General features: G+C 41.4%; 17 protein-coding genes, 5 tRNA genes and 1 pseudogene. 11 read left to right on the top strand and 12 right to left on the bottom strand.

What is annotated here, in order from left to right; all coding sequences use genetic code 11:
• Positions 1-13: 13 nt before the first annotated feature.
• From rlmM to hemA, 12 genes and pseudogenes are all read right to left on the bottom strand, one after another.
• On the bottom strand, positions 14-1,099 hold the full coding sequence (rlmM, locus tag NQT65_RS19700) for a 23S rRNA (cytidine(2498)-2'-O)-methyltransferase RlmM (protein ID WP_138685611.1): 1,086 nt from the start codon (positions 1,097-1,099) through the stop codon (positions 14-16).
• 17 nt (positions 1,100-1,116) lie between these two features.
• Positions 1,117-1,485, bottom strand: a complete 369-nt coding sequence (locus NQT65_RS19695) for a DUF423 domain-containing protein (RefSeq protein WP_024034182.1) — start codon at positions 1,483-1,485, stop codon at positions 1,117-1,119.
• Positions 1,482-2,117, bottom strand: a complete 636-nt coding sequence (locus NQT65_RS19690; RefSeq protein WP_126007642.1) for an alpha/beta family hydrolase — start codon at positions 2,115-2,117, stop codon at positions 1,482-1,484. Before NQT65_RS19690 ends, NQT65_RS19695 begins: the two co-directional genes overlap by 4 nt.
• Positions 2,118-2,119: 2 nt before the next feature.
• Positions 2,120-3,016, bottom strand: coding sequence for a transcriptional regulator GcvA (locus NQT65_RS19685; RefSeq protein ID WP_004588843.1), 897 nt, complete (start codon positions 3,014-3,016; stop codon positions 2,120-2,122).
• A 128-nt stretch (positions 3,017-3,144) separates the two neighbouring features.
• Positions 3,145-3,999, bottom strand: a complete 855-nt coding sequence (gene kdsA / locus NQT65_RS19680) for a 3-deoxy-8-phosphooctulonate synthase (protein ID WP_054983446.1) — start codon at positions 3,997-3,999, stop codon at positions 3,145-3,147.
• Positions 4,000-4,008: 9 nt separating this feature from the next.
• Positions 4,009-5,262: a DUF819 family protein gene (locus tag NQT65_RS19675; RefSeq protein ID WP_256851894.1), complete on the bottom strand. Its 1,254-nt coding sequence runs from the start codon at positions 5,260-5,262 to the stop codon at positions 4,009-4,011.
• A gap of 14 nt (positions 5,263-5,276) precedes the next feature.
• The gene (locus tag NQT65_RS19670) at positions 5,277-6,104 is read right to left on the bottom strand and encodes a tetratricopeptide repeat protein (protein WP_004588840.1); all 828 of its coding nucleotides are present in this window, start codon (positions 6,102-6,104) and stop codon (positions 5,277-5,279) included.
• 283 nt (positions 6,105-6,387) lie between these two features.
• The gene (locus tag NQT65_RS19665) at positions 6,388-6,762 is read right to left on the bottom strand and encodes a SirB2 family protein (protein WP_256851893.1); all 375 of its coding nucleotides are present in this window, start codon (positions 6,760-6,762) and stop codon (positions 6,388-6,390) included.
• Between the two features lie 312 nt (positions 6,763-7,074).
• Positions 7,075-8,016, bottom strand: a pseudogene (locus NQT65_RS19660) (DUF3369 domain-containing protein); the annotation flags it as partial.
• 57 nt (positions 8,017-8,073) lie between these two features.
• Positions 8,074-8,913: a peptide chain release factor N(5)-glutamine methyltransferase gene (gene prmC, locus NQT65_RS19655; RefSeq protein ID WP_126007648.1), complete on the bottom strand. Its 840-nt coding sequence runs from the start codon at positions 8,911-8,913 to the stop codon at positions 8,074-8,076.
• Between the two features lie 2 nt (positions 8,914-8,915).
• Positions 8,916-10,001: a peptide chain release factor 1 gene (gene prfA / locus NQT65_RS19650; protein ID WP_004588836.1), complete on the bottom strand. Its 1,086-nt coding sequence runs from the start codon at positions 9,999-10,001 to the stop codon at positions 8,916-8,918.
• 7 nt (positions 10,002-10,008) lie between these two features.
• On the bottom strand, positions 10,009-11,265 hold the full coding sequence (gene hemA, locus NQT65_RS19645) for a glutamyl-tRNA reductase (RefSeq protein ID WP_004588835.1): 1,257 nt from the start codon (positions 11,263-11,265) through the stop codon (positions 10,009-10,011).
• Positions 11,266-11,348: 83 nt separating this feature from the next.
• On the opposite strand from hemA, the gene lolB reads away from it, so the two are divergent.
• The 11 genes from lolB to NQT65_RS19590 all read left to right on the top strand — a co-directional run bounded on the left by lolB (position 11,349) and on the right by NQT65_RS19590 (position 17,672).
• On the top strand, positions 11,349-11,936 hold the full coding sequence (gene lolB / locus NQT65_RS19640) for a lipoprotein insertase outer membrane protein LolB (RefSeq protein WP_256851892.1): 588 nt from the start codon (positions 11,349-11,351) through the stop codon (positions 11,934-11,936).
• 2 nt (positions 11,937-11,938) lie between these two features.
• Entirely contained in the window at positions 11,939-12,796 is an 858-nt protein-coding gene (gene ispE / locus NQT65_RS19635; RefSeq protein ID WP_256851891.1) for a 4-(cytidine 5'-diphospho)-2-C-methyl-D-erythritol kinase, read from the top strand.
• A gap of 90 nt (positions 12,797-12,886) precedes the next feature.
• Positions 12,887-13,834: a ribose-phosphate pyrophosphokinase gene (locus NQT65_RS19630; RefSeq protein WP_004588832.1), complete on the top strand. Its 948-nt coding sequence runs from the start codon at positions 12,887-12,889 to the stop codon at positions 13,832-13,834.
• Positions 13,835-13,985: 151 nt separating this feature from the next.
• A complete protein-coding gene (locus NQT65_RS19625) occupies positions 13,986-14,600 on the top strand; it encodes a 50S ribosomal protein L25/general stress protein Ctc (RefSeq protein ID WP_004588831.1) in 615 nt (204 codons plus the stop codon).
• A gap of 18 nt (positions 14,601-14,618) precedes the next feature.
• Positions 14,619-15,203, top strand: coding sequence for an aminoacyl-tRNA hydrolase (pth, locus tag NQT65_RS19620; protein ID WP_024033868.1), 585 nt, complete (start codon positions 14,619-14,621; stop codon positions 15,201-15,203).
• Positions 15,204-15,236: 33 nt separating this feature from the next.
• Positions 15,237-16,328 (top strand): redox-regulated ATPase YchF, encoded by a 1,092-nt coding sequence (gene ychF, locus NQT65_RS19615; protein ID WP_004588829.1) that lies wholly within the window; start codon positions 15,237-15,239, stop codon positions 16,326-16,328.
• Between the two features lie 743 nt (positions 16,329-17,071).
• Positions 17,072-17,148: transfer RNA gene (locus tag NQT65_RS19610), tRNA-Met, on the top strand.
• A 67-nt stretch (positions 17,149-17,215) separates the two neighbouring features.
• Positions 17,216-17,300 (top strand) — tRNA-Leu (locus NQT65_RS19605).
• Between the two features lie 37 nt (positions 17,301-17,337).
• Positions 17,338-17,412: transfer RNA gene (locus tag NQT65_RS19600), tRNA-Gln, on the top strand.
• A 5-nt stretch (positions 17,413-17,417) separates the two neighbouring features.
• Positions 17,418-17,494: transfer RNA gene (locus NQT65_RS19595), tRNA-Met, on the top strand.
• 93 nt (positions 17,495-17,587) lie between these two features.
• Positions 17,588-17,672 (top strand) — tRNA-Leu (locus tag NQT65_RS19590).
• The last annotated feature ends 96 nt before the right edge of the window (positions 17,673-17,768 follow it).

Here is a 17,768-nt window from a genome sequence, read left to right as displayed (position 1 = left end):
ATGCCTCTATGATTTAGCTATACAAATTTTGGGGCACCTTAACAACGTTTAAATGAACGGTGATTTCCTCACGATCATGATACAAATGCTTAGCTTGCAACTCATAGGTTATACCGTACTTAGTAAGCTCTTCTTTGATCATCGTTAGGCATTCATAAACACTATCAAAGCGTTTTTTCATAGGCAGCTTTAAATTAAATATCAGCTCTTTGGCGTATGCGTTTACTGCCCAGTCAATCATTAGATTAGTCACTTTGGTTGGTTTTTCCACCATATCGCACACTAACCAGTTAATATTTCTTTTTTCTGGGCGGTATTTAAAACCATCGGCTCTAAAGTGTTTAACTTGGCCTGTTTCCATCAAATTATCGTTCATTGGGCCATTATCTATTGCGCTAACAAACATGCCTCTGCGTACTAATTGATAGGTCCAACCGCCTGGGCAAGCACCTAAATCAACCCCTCGCATGCCTGGTTGTACTCGCGCTTCTCGCTCTTTTTCAGGGATAAAAACATTAAAGGCTTCGTCAAGTTTTAACGTTGAGCGGCTCGGTCCGTCACTTGGCATGCGTAAACGTAAAATGCCCATAAAAAACGGCGAATTATTATAGCTATACGAATACCCTACATACGCGGCATTGTTTGCTAAAAATAGTACATGCATTACCGGGCGGTTTGCCTTTGGCTCACGCAATACCGTGTTTTGTTTTTCGAGTGCTTTTTTTAACGGCGTTGATATTTTTTTACAAAAGGTAAGCAGCTCTTTGCCTTCGTTAGTATCGGGAGTTTCTACGCGCAACTCACTACACAAAGGAAAATCCTTTGCGGCTTCTTTTAATGCAGTGACCCTATCTTCTACCGGCATATTTTCGATTAACGTGCCAGCAAACCACTGGCGCGCAAATACCATATTTTTAAAGTCGACCTTTTTGATTATTTCGTCGCTGTGTTGCGCTTCAAAACATTCATAAATCACGTAGCCGGTATTTGGTTTGGCTTTTACATAGCCAGCAAAACCTTGCTCGGCAGCATGAAACGTTATTTCAGCAGCCGCATCGTTTTCAAAACCACTACGACAATAAATCACAACACTAGACATATTAACCCTTAAACTCTTTAAAACTTAAATCGTGCAACTTGCACTAAAATAACAACCCAACCAATTATAAAACATAACCCACCTAATGGGGTTATTGGGCCTAACCACTTCATGCCGCTTAGGGCTAATAAATATAAACTGCCACTAAAAAGCAGTGTACCGGCAATAAAAAAACCTCCCGCCACGGTTAAATTAATACCCCACTTAATAAGAATCGCCACGGCTATAAGCGCTAAACCATGCACCATTTGATACTCAGCTGCGGTTTTAAATACCCCGAGTGAATACTCAGTTAAACGGCTTTTTAAGCCATGCGCGGCAAATGCCCCTAACATAACCGACAGCATGCAAAAAAAGCTGCCCGTGAGTAAAAATAATTTAATCATAATTGCTCCACTCTATTGGCTATAAATTTCCCTGCTTCAAGCGCTGCAGTTTCACGATTTTGCAGCTCGCTCACACCACTTTTTTTGCGTGGTTTAAGTGAATGGTCGCCATCGCTAAGCCACACATAACTTGGCTGTTTTGGCATAGAAAGTGTTTTAAGCTCTTCACGGGTGCCAAAGGTATCTCGCTCGCCTTGTAAGACTAAAAACGGGCAAGGTATGTCTGCAAAATGATCGGTGCGTAGCTTTTCTGGCTTACCGGGCGGATGAAACGGATAGCCAAACGCTAATACACCTGCAATCGGTTGTGTAGAGCTACAAGCAAGCATAGACGCCATACGCCCGCCCATCGACTTGCCGCCAATAAATAACGGTAAATTAGGTTGCGCATTTGTTAGTACTTGCTCGTAATAAGCTAACAGTTTAGGGGCTCGCTCTGGCGGTCTACGTTTTTGTGTTTGTTTAGCAATTTGCATGTATTCAAAATCAAATAAACCTACATCAATACCCTGCGCACTAATGAGTTTAGCCATATGCTGCATAAAATCAGAATCTGATCCAGCTCCGGCACCATGCGCAAATATAAACTGTGCAATAGCCGGCTGCGTTGCGCTTTTAAACCATTCAATCATTATTAATACTCTTGTTCTTGTTCAACTAAGCTCAGCATCCAATCTTTAAACGAGACTATTTTACCCAGCTCTGTTTGCGACTCTCTAATCACTAAGTAATACGCGTTTTTACTCTCTAAGCTGTGGCTAAATGGGATCACTAAACGTCCCGCGTCAATATCGGGTTTGGCAAGCACACTATTGCCTATTGCTACACCTTGACCGTGCACCGCGGCTTGGAGCACCATTGATGAGTGGCTAAATATAGGGCCTTGATTCACTTGTACATTACGTACACCCGCCGTTTTCATCCAGGTTTTCCAGTTACGGCGCGTGGTATCGTGTAACAAGGTGTGCTGGGCTAAGTCACTCGGTTGATTAAGCGGTTTATGCCCGCTTAATAACAGTGGGCTACATAAAGGCACTAAATACTCGGTGTGCAATTTGTAAGTTTGAACCCCACTCCAGTGGCCTCGGCCGTAGTAAATAGCAATATCTACATCATCGGTTAACGAGTTTTCGTCTTGGTCTTGCGCTTTTATACGCACATCTATTTCGGGGTGGAGTTCGTTAAATAAACTTAATCGAGGTACCAACCACTGAATTGCAAAACTCGGGGTTAAACTTACGGTAAGCGAGCCTTTTGCACCGCGAGCAAGTAGCTTTTCGGTGGCATCTATCAGCTGGGTAAAAATTTCTTTAATATCTAAAAAGTAGCCTTGGCCTTCTTCGGTTAATAATAACGAGCGATTTTTACGTAAAAACAATTTCAAGCCTAAATGCTCTTCAAGGGTTTTAATTTGATGGCTCACTGCCGCTTGCGTTACATACAGCTCTTCTGCTGCTTTAGTAAAGCTTAAATGGCGTGCCGCGGCTTCAAAAGCTTTAAGTGCGTTTAATGGGGGGACTCGTCTTGACATAGTAACCAAGCTTAGAATTAGTTTTTCTTATGCGTAAGATTATATACAGCATCGTTGTGTGTGTATATTAATGGAATAAAAAAAGCGACCTAAGTCGCTTTTTAACTATTACCTAAATAGGTGTTAAATTATAAATCGCTTGCGCTTGTATCAAGTGGTGCAAAGCTTTTAATTAAATCATCTACCGCTTTCATTTGCGATAAGTACCCTTCAAGCTTGCTAAGTGCCAATGCACACGGGCCATCACACTTTGCTTCATTAGGGTTAGGGTGAGCCTCAATAAATAGGCCCGCAATGCCCAGTGCCATGCCGCTGCGAGCAAGCTCGGCAGCTTGTGCACGGCGTCCATCAGCAGAGTCTGCTCGCCCGCCTGGGCGCTGTAGTGCATGGGTGGCATCAAAAATAACCGGTGCCATGGCTTTCATGTCATCCATACCTAGCATATCAACAACTAAGTTGTTGTAGCCAAAGCTTGAGCCGCGCTCACACAGTGCCACATTATCATTACCTGCTTCATTAAATTTAGTAATGATATGACGCATTTCGTGTGGGGCTAAAAACTGTGGTTTTTTCACATTAATAATGGCACCCGTTTTAGCCATAGCTACCACTAAATCGGTTTGGCGTGCTAAAAATGCAGGTAACTGAATTACATCAACCACTTCAGCAACAGGCGCTGCTTGGTGTGGTTCGTGCACATCGGTTATAAGCGGAATATTAAAGGTATTTTTAATCTCTTCAAATATTTTTAAGCCTTCTTCCATACCAGGGCCGCGGTATGAATTTATTGATGAGCGATTTGCTTTATCAAACGAGGCTTTAAATACATAAGGAATATTTAATTTAGACGTTACTTCTACATAGTGCTCTGCAATACGCATTGCTAAATCGCGCGACTCTAAAACATTCATACCACCGAATAATACAAATGGTTTGTCGTTTGCCAGCTCAATGTTATTAATATTAATTACTTGGTTGTTCATTTAAATTCCTTAAGGTGCAACTGCTTGCATCATTAATCCACAAATGTAGGCCATATATGTACCTACACCATACCCTAGTACAGCTAATAAAACGCCCACTGGCGCAAGCGAAGGGTGAAACGCAGAAGCCACCACAGGCGCCGACGCAGCGCCACCAACGTTAGCTTGCGAGCCCACCGCCATATAAAATAACGGGGCTTTTATTAGTTTGGCTACAATCAGCATTAAACTTGCGTGTGTTAGCATCCAAATAGCCCCAATTAAAAATAACCCAGGGTTACTAAATATAGCGGTTACGTTCATATGTAAGCCAATTGATGCCACTAAAATATATAAAAAGCTTGAAGCAACTTTTGATGCGCCAAACGCTTCTATTTGCCTTACTTTAGTAAATGATAAACTAATACCAATAGTGGTTGAAATAACAATTAGCCAAAAGAATTTACTGTTTAAGCTGTACTCTTTAGCCCACGCATAATTGTTTGCAAAAAACGGCCCTAAAAAGTCGGCACAAAAATGAGCTAGCCCCGTTATACCAAATGCTATGGCAATAATGGTCATGTAGTCATTGAGTGTCGGCATGCGGGCATGCTCTGCATGGTATTGCTCAACACGGTTTTTTAAATCTTCTATGGCGGTTGTATCAGCCCCTGTTGCGGCATCAATTTTTTTATGGTTTGCGGCCATTAGTAATAAAACAGCCATCCAAATATTCGCGACAATCACATCAACGGTCACCATAACCGAGAATATATCGCCGCCCACTTCAAACATTTCTTTCATTGAAGCTTGGTTAGCGCCGCCGCCAATCCAGCTGCCGGCAACCGTTGTCATACCACGCCAAACAGCTTCTGGGCCGTGGCCGCCTACTAAATCAGGGCTAAATACACTAACCACTAAAATAGATAAAGGCCCACCAATCACAATACCCAGCGTGCCCACTAAAAACATAATTAGCGCTTTGGGGCCTAAATTAATAATCGCTTTTAAATCAATACTAATGGTAAGTAAGATTAAACATGCTGGCAGCAAATAGCGCGAAGCAACATAGTAAACATTTGAACTATGCCCATCTACAATGCCAAACGTATTGAGTAAAGAAGGTAAAAAGTAACACAGCAATAATGCTGGTACATATTTATAAAATGCTTTTAGTTTGGGGTTTTCGCTGCTAGAGGTTTTAAAAATGAACCCTAAAATTATAGCAAGCAAACCCAGTACAACAGCATCATTAGTAATTAATGCAGTGTGAGTATCAGCCATATTTGTTCCTATTCTTAATGGTGTGTTTTATTATTATCTTCAAGTTCTTCTAGTTGATGCTGAATAATTTCAATTGCCGGATCGTCCGGGCACTCATCAATAAAAAACTGTAAATCATCGCGTGCCATTTTAGGACAATCTAACTGATTGAGTAAGTAACCTCTGTCGCGTCTCTCGTACGGGTCATCGCCTAATAGCTCCATTAGCAACTCAACACATACCAGCGCGTGGCCAAATTTATTTTCGCTAATAAACGACCATTTTTGCTGCGCTAAAAACAATTTATAAACTTCATCGTTATAAATAAGTTCAAGTGGCTCTTGCTCTTGGCCATTTTCTTCATCCGCATTTTCAGGAATGATGTACCAGCTTTGTTGCCCACTGCTAGGCTCAATAATGTAGCCTTCTTCATCACTTATTGCGACATGCACGCTAATATCGCCCTGATTAATACACACACTGGCATCTAATTGCGCTTGCTCAAGCAAATGGCTCAATAAAATACCTAATGTGGTTATAGAGCCGCTGCGCATAGTGAGTGTATAGCTTAAGCTATTTATTTTATGCTCTGGCACCTTTAGCCCAGAGGCACTAAATAGCCATTTGCTATAAAAAATATCAAGAAGGGCTTCTAATCTATCGTGTGGGTCTTTTTGCTTTGCGCACATAGCAGTGATCTGCTGCTCAAAGTCAGTTAATACAGAAAAAGTTGGCGCTAAATCTATTTGAGGGTCCCATTTCGACTCTGCATTAATACACCGATAAAGTGGCGGTGGAGTAAATTCATCATATGCATCATCTAAATAAGATTCGTCGTGTTCGTCATACCCGAGGGTGGTCATCAATACTACAACATTTATTAAAAAACGAAGGCGTAGTTTACCTAATTTTGCGGATAGTTACCAATACAGCGAAGCTCCCACCCGTAATTATACCCCAGAGGTGTGCTTTATAGTAAAAGGAGTAGGCCAGCCTGGCTGAAAAATGGTGAAGGCTATGAGACGGGCAAAGGTGTATTAACTGTTACTCAAGTTCCTTGGGGGTTTAAGTCCCATACTTATAAGTATCGTGCGTGTTTAAAAAGCATATACACGCACCGACACTTAACTTGCAACAGAGTAGCTATTATAAAAGTAGCGGCGATTTTGCCGTTGCCAAATACCCTATCGCTAAAATCACAAGCGTGTTAACTACCACATACATAACTTTTGGCAGCGTATTAGTTTGTTTAGCACTAATAATACCTATCGCAATATAAATCACTACAAGCACTATTTTTTCTAATAACCATAGTTGCTCAAAGGGGTTTATTTTTGCCATGAACACCAATGTTATTGCAGAAATAAGTAATAAAGTGTCAATGCTGTGACTGCCAATAAAAACCAGTTTATTTTTGGCAAGCTTGCCACTGCCCATACGCGAAAAAGAGCGGATGTAAAATAAGATAACGCTTAGCATAGCAATTGCCATGTGTGAGTGTTTTACTGCTAAATAATCCATAAGCCTCAGTACTTTTTGTTTTGTTAAATTTAGTTAAGTGCGTTTAATACCATTCCGCTTAATTAAGTGATCTATTTTGAGGATGGAAAAACGTGTTGATAGCTAGGCAAAAAATTTGCTATTTAGTTGTTCTAAATAAGAATTTTTTAACGCTGATAGCAACATGTTTAGCCCCTCAACATGATTAAGTATTATCGCGGCTTGTATAATACCAAGCCCTACGCACTGCTTTGGCTATTATGCCTCACAAACTAAAAAGCACATAGTCGCAAGGCTATGTGCTTTTTAAATTTATAGTAACGATTAACGTTGTTGTCGTTGCACGTTCTCAAATGCTAGTTGTACATTTTGCGAAAAAATCTCAATTAAATTACGTTGCGTATCGGTTATATTTTTAGGGATCCCCGATATAAATAACATCGAATTGTGATTGTATTCGCTACTACAATAAGCAAATAAGTAGTTATCTTTATAAATTATGCTTTTATCTTTAAGTGCTTGATGACACGCCTCTAGTTGCTCGTTTTGCAGCACCGCATCTAACTCTTTACCCTCGCTTTGCTCAAACTCACCGGTACCAGAGCGTACTATTAGCTTATCGTTACTATTTTCTTGCGTATTTTGCGCCACTAACGTAGTGGCATACACCGCTTGATCAGCAATGCCTAATAACGAGGTAAGTTGCTGCATCACCCCTTCAATAAACTGTTCTATTGAACGTGTGGCAAATATATCGCGCGAGGCAACAATAATTTTTTCAAGCCCTTCGCGAGATTGCTCTATAGAAATAATATCGCGATACGAGCGTAAGCTCGACATAATCACAGTAAACAGCTTTTGCGCTGTCAGCTCTGTTTTCGATTTATAGTCGTTAATATCGTAATTAATAATAACTTGGCGTTCAGGCGCCTGCCCAGGCTGACCGGTTCTTAAAATAATGCGAATATGATTATTATTAGCTTCTTCGCGAATAAATTTAGCAACCTGTAACCCAGCGTCATCTGTTTCCATTACCACATCTAGCAGTACAATAGCGGCATCTGGGTGCGCATTTATTAATTCTTTTGCTTCAGCGCCCGAGTATGCGCTTAAAAATTCTAAACGTTTATTCTGAAATTCAAAATCACTCAACGCAAGCTTTGTAACAGCATGAACTTCAGGTTCGTCATCAACGATTAATACTTTCCAAGTGCCAAGCTCTACTTCACTTTCTAACTCATCTGGCTCATCTGAAAATAAAAAATCACCCATCATATTAAAGGTTCCTTAATGCATTTATAGAACACACAATCATGGCTGTTTATTATCAAATTAAGGCCACTGTGCGAGCGTTACACGATCGTTATTTCCCAAGTCTTTTACTGTTTTAATATTTATATACGCCATTTGCTTAAACAAATGCCGAACAGCTTCACCCTGTTCAAAACCATGTTCTATTAAAAGATAGCCACTAGGGAGCAAATAGTCACGTGATTGTGTAATTATTTGTTTTATATCAGCCATTCCTGCCTCATCGGCCACTAACGCAGAAAGAGGTTCAAAGCGCACATCCCCTTCTTTTAAATGTTTATCGTCGTGTTCAATGTACGGGGGGTTGGTCACAATTAAATTAAACTGCTCATTTTTCAGCGCGCTAAACCAGTTACTTTGCTTAACTTGCACATTATTAATGGCTAAACGCTGCTGATTCCGAGTCGCTAAGGCCACCGCATCTGCTACTTTGTCGACTGCTGTAATTTGCCATGTTGGCATTTCACTACCAAGTGCAAGTGCAATAGCGCCGGTGCCAGTGCCTAAATCAAGCACTTTTGCTTGCTCAGGCACGGTAAGTGCTAAAGCTTGCTCAACGAGTGTCTCGGTATCAGGTCTAGGAATAAGCGTCGTGGCATTCACCTCGAGCGCTAAGCTCCAAAATTCGCGCTGGCCAATAATATGCGCTACGGGTTCACCATTTAAACGCCGTTCACAAAATTCATCATATTGGCGCTGTTCCTCGCTGCTAAGTAGGTTATCTGGCCAGGTAAATAAGTAACTGCGGGGTTTTTGAAGAATATGTAATAGCAGTACTTGTGCGTCTAATTTAGCGCTGTCGCTAGTTGGTGCAAGTTTAGTTGCACCAACCGCTATTGCCTGCTCAAGCGTGTGGTTCACAATTACTCATCGCCCATTGCGGCAAGTAAATCAGCCTGATGCTCTTGCATTAATGGATCGATAATTGCGCCTAAATCACCAGTTACCACTTCGTTTAAGCGATAAAGCGTTAAATTAATACGGTGATCGGTAATACGCCCTTGCGGGTAGTTGTAAGTACGAATACGCTCAGAGCGATCACCACTGCCCACTAGGTTACGGCGCTCAGAGGCCTCAGCCGCATGACGTTTTTCATCTTCGGCTTGCTGTAAACGCGCGGCAAGTACCGACATCGCTTTAGCACGGTTTTTATGTTGCGAACGCTCATCCTGACACTCAACCACAACACCCGTTGGAATATGAGTAATACGAATTGCCGAGTCGGTTTTATTTACGTGCTGACCACCGGCGCCCGAGGCTCTAAAGGTATCTACTTTTATATCGGCGGTGTTTATTTCAATGGCTTCAGCTTCTGGAATTTCGGCCATTACTGCGACCGTACACGCAGAGGTATGTACACGCCCTTGCGACTCAGTCTCTGGTACACGTTGTACACGGTGAGCGCCCGATTCAAACTTAAGCTTACCGTACACACCTTCACCGCTAATGTTTGCGATAACTTCTTTGTAGCCGCCGTGTTCACCTTCGTTGGTGCTCACCACTTCAACTTTCCATTTTTGTGTTTCGGCGTAACGGCTGTACATTCTAAATAAATCGCCTGCAAAAATAGCCGCTTCGTCACCACCGGTACCCGCACGTACTTCTAAAAATACATTGTTGTTATCTTTAGGATCTTTAGGAAGCATAAGCACTTGTAGCTCATCTTCTAATGATAAAATTTGCGCTTTAGCTTCTTTATATTCTTCTTGCGCCATTTCACGCATATCTGGGTCTGAATCTTTTAACATTTCTTCAGCAGTCGCTACATCGTCTTGCGCTTGTTGGTATGCTAAAAATGTTTTTACAATTTCTTCAAGCTCAGAGTATTCTTTTGAAAGAGCACGAAAGCGGTTTTGATCACTAATGACCGACGGATCGCTCAGTAGCGCTTGTACTTCTTCGTAGCGCTCTACTAAGGTTTCTAATTTACGATATACAGACTCTTTCATTTAACTGTTATTCCTGATCAATACCTAACATTTTTTTCAACTGAGTTAGTTGTGCCACTTCACCTTTTTTAGCCGCATCTTGAATTGCACGGGTAGGCGCGTGCATTAAGCGGTTGGTTAATTTATTGGCCAACTCTAATATAATTTTTTCTGCGTCTTTACCTGTATTTAGCTGACTAACCGCCCGCTCAACAAGTTCTGACTTAATGGTTTGTACGTCGTTTCGGTAGTGGCGAATTAAATCAACCGAATCGAGAGAGCGAACCCACATTTCAAATTCTTTTACGCGCTCGCTTATTATTAATTGTGCTTGTTCTGCCGCCTGTTCACGCGCGGCCATATTCTCGCTTACAATGGCTTGTAAGTCATCAACGGAATATAAATAGGCTGCGTCAAGCTCGCCTACTTGGCTTTCTATATCGCGCGGTACGGCAATATCAATAAACAGCATAGGTTTATGGCGGCGCTGTTTTAATGCTTGCTCCACCACCCCTTTACCTATTATTGGTAACGTACTGGCGGTTGAGCTAATAACAATATCGGCTTTGTGTAAACGCTCAGGTAGTTGTGCCAGCGCAATCACATCGGCTGACACTTCCTGCGCTAAACCGCGTGCACGCTCAATGGTTCTGTTGGCAACCGTAATTTGTTGCGGCTCATTTTGATATAAATGTTTAGCTACAAGCTCTATTGTTTCGCCGGCACCAATTAATAACACATTGGTTTTATCAAGCTTGCCATAAATATGTTTTGCTAAATTAACCGCTGCAAACGCCACCGACACAGCACTGGCACCAATATCGGTGTCGGTACGGACCTGCTTAGCTACCGAAAAGGTTTTTTGAAACAACCTATCAAACTTAACGCCTACGGCATCGTGTGTTTTGGCGCTATGATAAGCTTGCTTAATTTGCCCTAAAATTTGCGGCTCGCCCAATACCAATGAATCTAAGCCGCACGCAACACGCATTAAATGATTAATGGCTGCATCACCTTGGTGGCAATATATATTTTTGCTCAGTTCGTGTTCATCCAAACCATGGAAACTGGCAAGCCATGCTAGCAGTGCTTGGGAATTTGACTGCTCAAGGCTACAATAGATTTCTGTACGGTTACAGGTAGATACAATAACGGCTTCGTTAAAGTCGGCATGACCGCTTAATTGCTGGAGCGCCTCAGACATTTGCTCAGGCGAAAAAGCCACTTTTTCACGTAATTCTACGGATGCGGTTTTGTGATTTATACCAAGTGCTATGATGGTCATATTTGCCAAATATTGCTGCGCCCTACTTTAAAGGCGGCAATTTTACCAAAAATCAGCGGAATATGGAAAGTAAGGAACAACATTTGATTAGACATTATTTAATTTTATTCACTCTTTTTTTGTTTTTAGCGGGCTGCGCCCACCAAATTGATACAAAAACAACGCTTTACGATGATTGGAAACCACGCTTAGCAGCGCAAAAAACCTGGCAAGCACAAGGTAAATTAGCGTTTATAAGCCCTGATGAGCGCCAATCTGCAAACTTAAATTGGCAACAAGACGAAAAACAAAACAACTTAGTGCTCACTACGTTTATTGGTACTCGTATATTGTCGCTTAAACAAACCCGCACAGGTGCGGTACTTGATTACGACGATAAAGCATACACAGATACTAACGCCGCGTTATTATTAAAACGCTTAACCGGTTTTGACCTTCCAGTTGATAACGCTGATAACTGGTTAAAAGGCACGTTAATGTCGCAAACATTAAAAGTAGACGAACTTGGCCGTGCACAACAACTTATTTGGTACGATAACAGCAATAAAAAGTGGCAAATAACGTATTCAAACTATAAACAGCAAGGTGGCTTTTGGGTTCCTGGCAATGTCACGCTAAAACATCAGCAAATTAAAATCAAAATTCAACTCTACAATTGGCAATTTAATTAAGTATGAATACTAAAACAGCTTTTTCGGTCATTGCACCGGCAAAACTTAACTTATTTTTACACATCAATGCGCGCCGTGATGACGGTTATCACGAACTAGAAACCTTATTTACCTTTTTAAATTTTGGCGACACACTCGACTTTTCAGTTAACGAAGCCCCTACTATTTTAATAACAGGTGATACGAAAGGCATAGCAGATTGCGATAATCTCATCTATAAAGCCGCGTTATTGCTTAAAAATCACTGTGGCATTTCATCAGGTGTAAAAATAAATCTCACTAAACGTTTACCTATGGGTGGTGGCGTGGGAGGCGGTTCATCCGATGCAGCCACCACGTTACTTGCACTTAATAAAATGTGGAATACACAACTAAATATTGATGAATTAGCAAACTTAGGCCTGCAATTAGGCGCCGACGTGCCGGTATTTATTCGTGGTAAAAGCGCCATAGCACACGGTATTGGCGAACAATTGGTTGACGTAGAGCTTGAACAAAAATGGTATTGCGTTGTGCACCCTAATCAGCATGTCAGTACCGCTAAAATATTCACTCACTCAGATTTAAAACGCGATACACCAAAAATTTCAGGTGATTGGCGAACCCATAAATTAACCAACGATTGTGAGCCTTTAGTTAAAAAGCTCTGCCCCGAGGTTGAAAAAACCCTGCAGTGGTTGCTAAAATACGCCCCGTCGAAGATGACCGGAACAGGTTCATGTTGTTTTGTCGAATTTGCTAGCCAAGTTCAAGCACAAGATGTACTTGATAACCTCCCCCATACTTGGCAGGGTTTTGTTGCTTCTAGCGCAAATGTCTCACCTGCTCATACGGAGCTTGCCGCCATATTCGATCAATGAAGTAACGTACAAGTAATCATAAGTTAACGCGTAGTGGGTTTTACCTATTTACCCGTTAGTCCAAAAATTCAGTGCCTGAGGAACCCTACCGTGCCTGACATGAAGCTCTTCGCTGGTAACGCAACACCTGAGTTAGCTCAAAAAGTTGCAAAACGTTTGTATATTGAATTAGGCGATGCTGTTGTTGGCCGTTTTAGCGACGGTGAGATCAGTGTTCAAATAAATGAAAATGTTCGTGGCTCGGATGTTTTTATCTTGCAATCAACCTGTGCCCCTACTAACGATAACCTAATGGAACTTATCGTTATGGTTGATGCTCTACGTCGTGCATCAGCAGGTCGTATTACTGCCGTCATTCCTTATTTTGGTTATGCACGTCAAGACCGTCGAGTACGTTCTGCGCGCGTTCCAATTACCGCTAAAGTTGTTGCCGATTTCTTATCAAGTGTAGGTGTTGACCGCGTTCTTACGGTTGATTTACACGCTGAGCAAATACAAGGTTTCTTTGACGTACCAGTAGATAACGTATTTGGTAGCCCTGTATTACTTGAAGATATGGAAGAGCGTGAGTTTGAAGACGTTGTTGTAGTATCACCAGATATTGGTGGTGTAGTACGTGCCCGTGCTATTGCAAAACTACTTCACGACACAGACCTTGCTATTATTGATAAACGTCGCCCTCAAGCTAACGTTTCTCAAGTAATGCATATTATTGGTGATGTTGAAGGCCGCGACTGTATTATCGTAGATGATATGATTGATACCGGTGGTACTTTATGTAAAGCCGCAGAAGCACTTAAAGAACACGGTGCTAAACGCGTATTTGCCTATGCAACGCACCCTATTTTATCTGGCAAAGCTGCAGAGAACATTCGTAACTCAGTAATTGATGAAGTAATTGTAACTGACTCAATTCCGTTATCTGATGAATTAAAAGCGCTTGATAAAGTAAAAGTACTGACTCTTGCTGACATGTTAGCCGAAACAATTCGTCGCATCAGCAATGAAGAATCTATTTCAGCGATGTTTGAACACTAAAATCACACATTCGTTGGAACATATAAGCGCCTTTTGGCGCTTTTTTTGTATGTGTTGTTTATTTTATCGGGGGGCGGTGTTATGATAGCGCGCCTTTTGGGTAGGGACCTTGGTCGCAAAGGCCCTAACACTTTTAATTATTGGAGACATTATGTCTAACGAAACTTATACTTACAACGCTGAACTTCGCGTAGAAACTGGTACTGGTGCGAGCCGCCGCCTACGTCGCGAAGACAAAGTACCTGCTATCCTTTACGGTGCAGATAAAGAAGCGGTATCGCTTACTCTTGCTCATAAAGACATGATAAAAGCACAAGAAAGCGAAGGTTTTTACACGCACATTCTTACGCTAAATGTTGGCGGCGAGTCTGTTGAAGCTATCTTAAAAGATATTCAACGTCACCCATTCAAGCCAAAAATCACTCACCTTGATTTCCAACGTGTAGATGCAACTCACAAATTAGTAACTAAAGTTCCTCTTCACTTCATCGGTGAAGAAGCAGTTACTAAAGCTGGCGCAACTGTTGTTCACCAGTTAACTGAAGTTGAGATTTCTTGTCTTCCTAAAGCACTTCCAGAATTCGTTGAAGTTAACGTTTCTAATTTAGTAGTTGGTGATTCAGTTCACATTTCTGACCTTGAACTTCCTTCAGGTGTTCAGTCTGTTGAACTAGGTAAAGGCGAAGGCCACGACCTGTCAGTAGTTACAATCAAAGCTAACAAAGCAGCTCCTACTGAAGAAGAAGCTTCAGACGCTGCTGAATAATATTTAAGGTCTTGCACCTTGAATTCTATTCAAATGCTTGTGGGCCTGGCTAATCCAGGCCCCGAATACGCAAACACACGCCACAATGCAGGTGCTTGGTTCATTGAAGAACTCGCAGCACGCTACAACTGCACGCTCAAACACGATCCTAAATATCACGGCCTAACTGGCAAAGTGATCATCCAAGGCCAAGAATTCAAATTATTGATCCCCACCACCTACATGAACTTAAGTGGTAAAGCGGTCGGTAGTTTAGCCAATTTTTTCAAAATCCCCGTGGAAAACATACTTGTTGCCCATGACGAAATGGATTTAGACCCAGGCGTTGCCAAACTTAAAAAAGGTGGCGGTCATGGCGGTCATAATGGCTTAAAAGACATTATTGCAAAAATGGCAAACCAAAAAGATTTTATGCGTTTACGCATAGGTATCGGTCATCCAGGGCATCGTGAAATGGTTACCGGTTGGGTGCTTGGAAAAGCAGCCAAAGAAGACCAAGAAAAAATGGATGCAGCGGTTGATGAAGCAGTTCGTTGTATGGAAATACTTGCAAAAGATGGTGTGTTAAAAGCACAAAACAGACTACATTCTTTTAAACCATAATCGTTTAAACGAATCTTAACAAGGTATCTTACTATGGGTTTTAAATGTGGCATCGTTGGCTTGCCTAATGTTGGTAAATCAACGCTTTTTAATGCACTAACTAAAGCGGGTATTGAAGCCGCTAACTTTCCTTTTTGTACCATCGAACCTAACACAGGTGTAGTACCGGTACCCGATCCTCGCTTAGACGAGCTAGCAAAAATTGTAAATCCTCAACGTATTCTACCTACTAGTATGGAATTTGTTGATATTGCTGGTTTAGTAAAAGGCGCATCAAAAGGTGAAGGTTTAGGAAACCAATTTTTAGCAAACATTCGTGAAACGGATGCAATTGGCCATGTAGTTCGCTGTTTTGAAGACGAAAACGTAATTCACGTTGCAGGTACTATTGACCCTGCTGACGATATTGACGTTATCAATACCGAATTAGTACTTGCCGATATGGACAGCGCTGATAAAGCAATTTTCCGTAACGCTAAAAAAGCGAAAGGCGGCGATAAAGACGCTAAAGAGCAAAATGCAGTACTTGAAAAAGTAAAAGTACACTTAGACGAAGGGTTAACACTTCGCTCTTTAGAGCTTACTAAAGAAGAAAAAGCAGCAATTAGCTCAATTAACTTCTTAACTATTAAGCCTACTATGTACATTGCTAACGTAGCTGAAGATGGCTTTGAAAATAACCCACACCTTGACCGTGTACGTGCTATTGCAGAGTCTGAAGATGCTGTAGTAATTCCGGTGTGTGCTGCAATCGAATCTGAGCTTTCTGAACTAGATGAAGAAGACAAGCTTGAATTTATGGCAGACCTAGGTTTAGAAGAACCAGGCCTAAACCGTGTTATTCGCGGGGGTTACGAGCTATTACATTTACAAACCTACTTCACTGCAGGTGTAAAAGAAGTACGCGCGTGGACTATTCCAGTAGGTGCAACTGCGCCGCAAGCGGCTGGTAAAATTCACACCGACTTTGAACGTGGCTTTATTCGCGCACAAACCATTGCTTATGACGACTACATTGCCTTTAATGGCGAAGGTGGCGCTAAAGAAGCCGGTAAAATGCGTCAAGAAGGTAAAGAGTACATTGTTAAAGATGGCGATGTAATGAACTTCTTGTTCAACGTATAATTACGCCTAAACAATCTGTTTATAAAAGCCCGCTTAATGCGGGTTTTTTTATGCCTTTACCCAAATAATTTTTATCCAAAAGACAAATGGCCTTAATCATTTTTGGCTTTTTATAGCAATTAGCATAATTAAGCGATCTATTTTGAAGATAGAAAAACCTGTTGATAGCTAGGAAAATTCGCTATTTAGTTGTTCTAAAATAATTTATTAACACAGATAGCGACACGTTTAGTCCCGCAAAATGATATAAGTCTTATTACGGATTGGTATTATACTAACGAGCTAAGTTAAATACTTTATTTAACGTAAGAAATACGCATCAGTAGTAAGCAAATTGCCCTACCAACTCCCCCCGCGCGGTGATTAATATGTATTTTTAACGCAACTAGTGCAAGTTATGCCTACTTAAAATGACTGAATAGCCTGGTTGTTAAGTATCATAACTTCATTCAATAGCTAAAATACCCAATAAACTCGGCTTTAATACAACTTGATCGCAAAGCGACTGCTGAAATACTCAGCAGTTTTTATATTAACGGTTTTAAGTTGTTATTACTTAGTGTACTTTGACAGTTGATTTACAGTTAAAAAAACAGCAAATTTATTAAAATTTAGCCTCTTAGCTTAATTTTCCTGCAAACAAACCCTGTTAAGTGTTTTTTTGCAAAAAAGGTGTTGACGGATTTGGGTCATATCAGCATAATACGCCCCGCACTCAGCGATGAAGTGATAACAAAAGAGATGGCTAAGTAGCTCAGCTGGTTAGAGCACATCACTCATAATGATGGGGTCACAGGTTCAAATCCCGTCTTAGCCACCATTTTTCTTTTGTTGCTCAATGAAGAGTTTAAAATAACTACCTTCCTTTGATTATTCAAAGTGAAAATGCGGGAGTGGCGGAATTGGTAGACGCGCTGGATTTAGGTTCCAGTATCTTAGGATGTGAGAGTTCAAGTCTCTCCTTCCGCACCATGTTCTGATATGAACTAAACTATCAATTGTTTTCTGTTGGGATATCGCCAAGCGGTAAGGCACCAGGTTTTGATCCTGGCATTCCCAGGTTCAAATCCTGGTATCCCAGCCAACAATGGCTAAGTAGCTCAGCTGGTTAGAGCACATCACTCATAATGATGGGGTCACAGGTTCAAATCCCGTCTTAGCCACCATTTCTTTTTTAGAAGTGGCTCTGCAAGAGTTAAATTGCAGCTCAATGAAGAGTTTAAAATAACTACCTTTCTTTGATTATTCAAAGTAAAAATGCGGGAGTGGCGGAATTGGTAGACGCGCTGGATTTAGGTTCCAGTATCTTAGGATGTGAGAGTTCAAGTCTCTCCTTCCGCACCATGTTCTCGATAAGAACTAAAATAATCAGCTAATTCTTTGTTGGGATATCGCCAAGCGGTAAGGCACCAGGTTTTGATCCTGGCATTCCCAGGTTCA

It is taken from the genome of Pseudoalteromonas agarivorans (genome assembly GCF_024518735.1).
GTDB lineage: Bacteria > Pseudomonadota > Gammaproteobacteria > Enterobacterales > Alteromonadaceae > Pseudoalteromonas > Pseudoalteromonas atlantica.
The sequence above is the reverse complement of the archived record's forward strand: the minus strand, read 5'-3'. Positions and strand labels throughout refer to the sequence as shown.

Coding starts and splice junctions, on each gene's coding strand:
- NQT65_RS19690 (WP_126007642.1), bottom strand. CDS start 2,117: ATGATTGAATGGTTTAAAAGCGCAACGCAGCCGGCTATTGCACAGTTT.
- NQT65_RS19685 (WP_004588843.1), bottom strand. CDS start 3,016: ATGTCAAGACGAGTCCCCCCATTAAACGCACTTAAAGCTTTTGAAGCC.
- NQT65_RS19670 (WP_004588840.1), bottom strand. CDS start 6,104: ATGACCACCCTCGGGTATGACGAACACGACGAATCTTATTTAGATGAT.
- prfA (WP_004588836.1), bottom strand. CDS start 10,001: ATGAAAGAGTCTGTATATCGTAAATTAGAAACCTTAGTAGAGCGCTAC.
- NQT65_RS19625 (WP_004588831.1), top strand. CDS start 13,986: ATGTCTAACGAAACTTATACTTACAACGCTGAACTTCGCGTAGAAACT.
- NQT65_RS19675 (WP_256851894.1), bottom strand. CDS start 5,262: ATGGCTGATACTCACACTGCATTAATTACTAATGATGCTGTTGTACTG.
- NQT65_RS19665 (WP_256851893.1), bottom strand. CDS start 6,762: ATGGATTATTTAGCAGTAAAACACTCACACATGGCAATTGCTATGCTA.
- kdsA (WP_054983446.1), bottom strand. CDS start 3,999: ATGAACAACCAAGTAATTAATATTAATAACATTGAGCTGGCAAACGAC.
- NQT65_RS19695 (WP_024034182.1), bottom strand. CDS start 1,485: ATGATTAAATTATTTTTACTCACGGGCAGCTTTTTTTGCATGCTGTCG.
- ychF (WP_004588829.1), top strand. CDS start 15,237: ATGGGTTTTAAATGTGGCATCGTTGGCTTGCCTAATGTTGGTAAATCA.
- rlmM (WP_138685611.1), bottom strand. CDS start 1,099: ATGTCTAGTGTTGTGATTTATTGTCGTAGTGGTTTTGAAAACGATGCG.
- hemA (WP_004588835.1), bottom strand. CDS start 11,265: ATGACCATCATAGCACTTGGTATAAATCACAAAACCGCATCCGTAGAA.
- ispE (WP_256851891.1), top strand. CDS start 11,939: ATGAATACTAAAACAGCTTTTTCGGTCATTGCACCGGCAAAACTTAAC.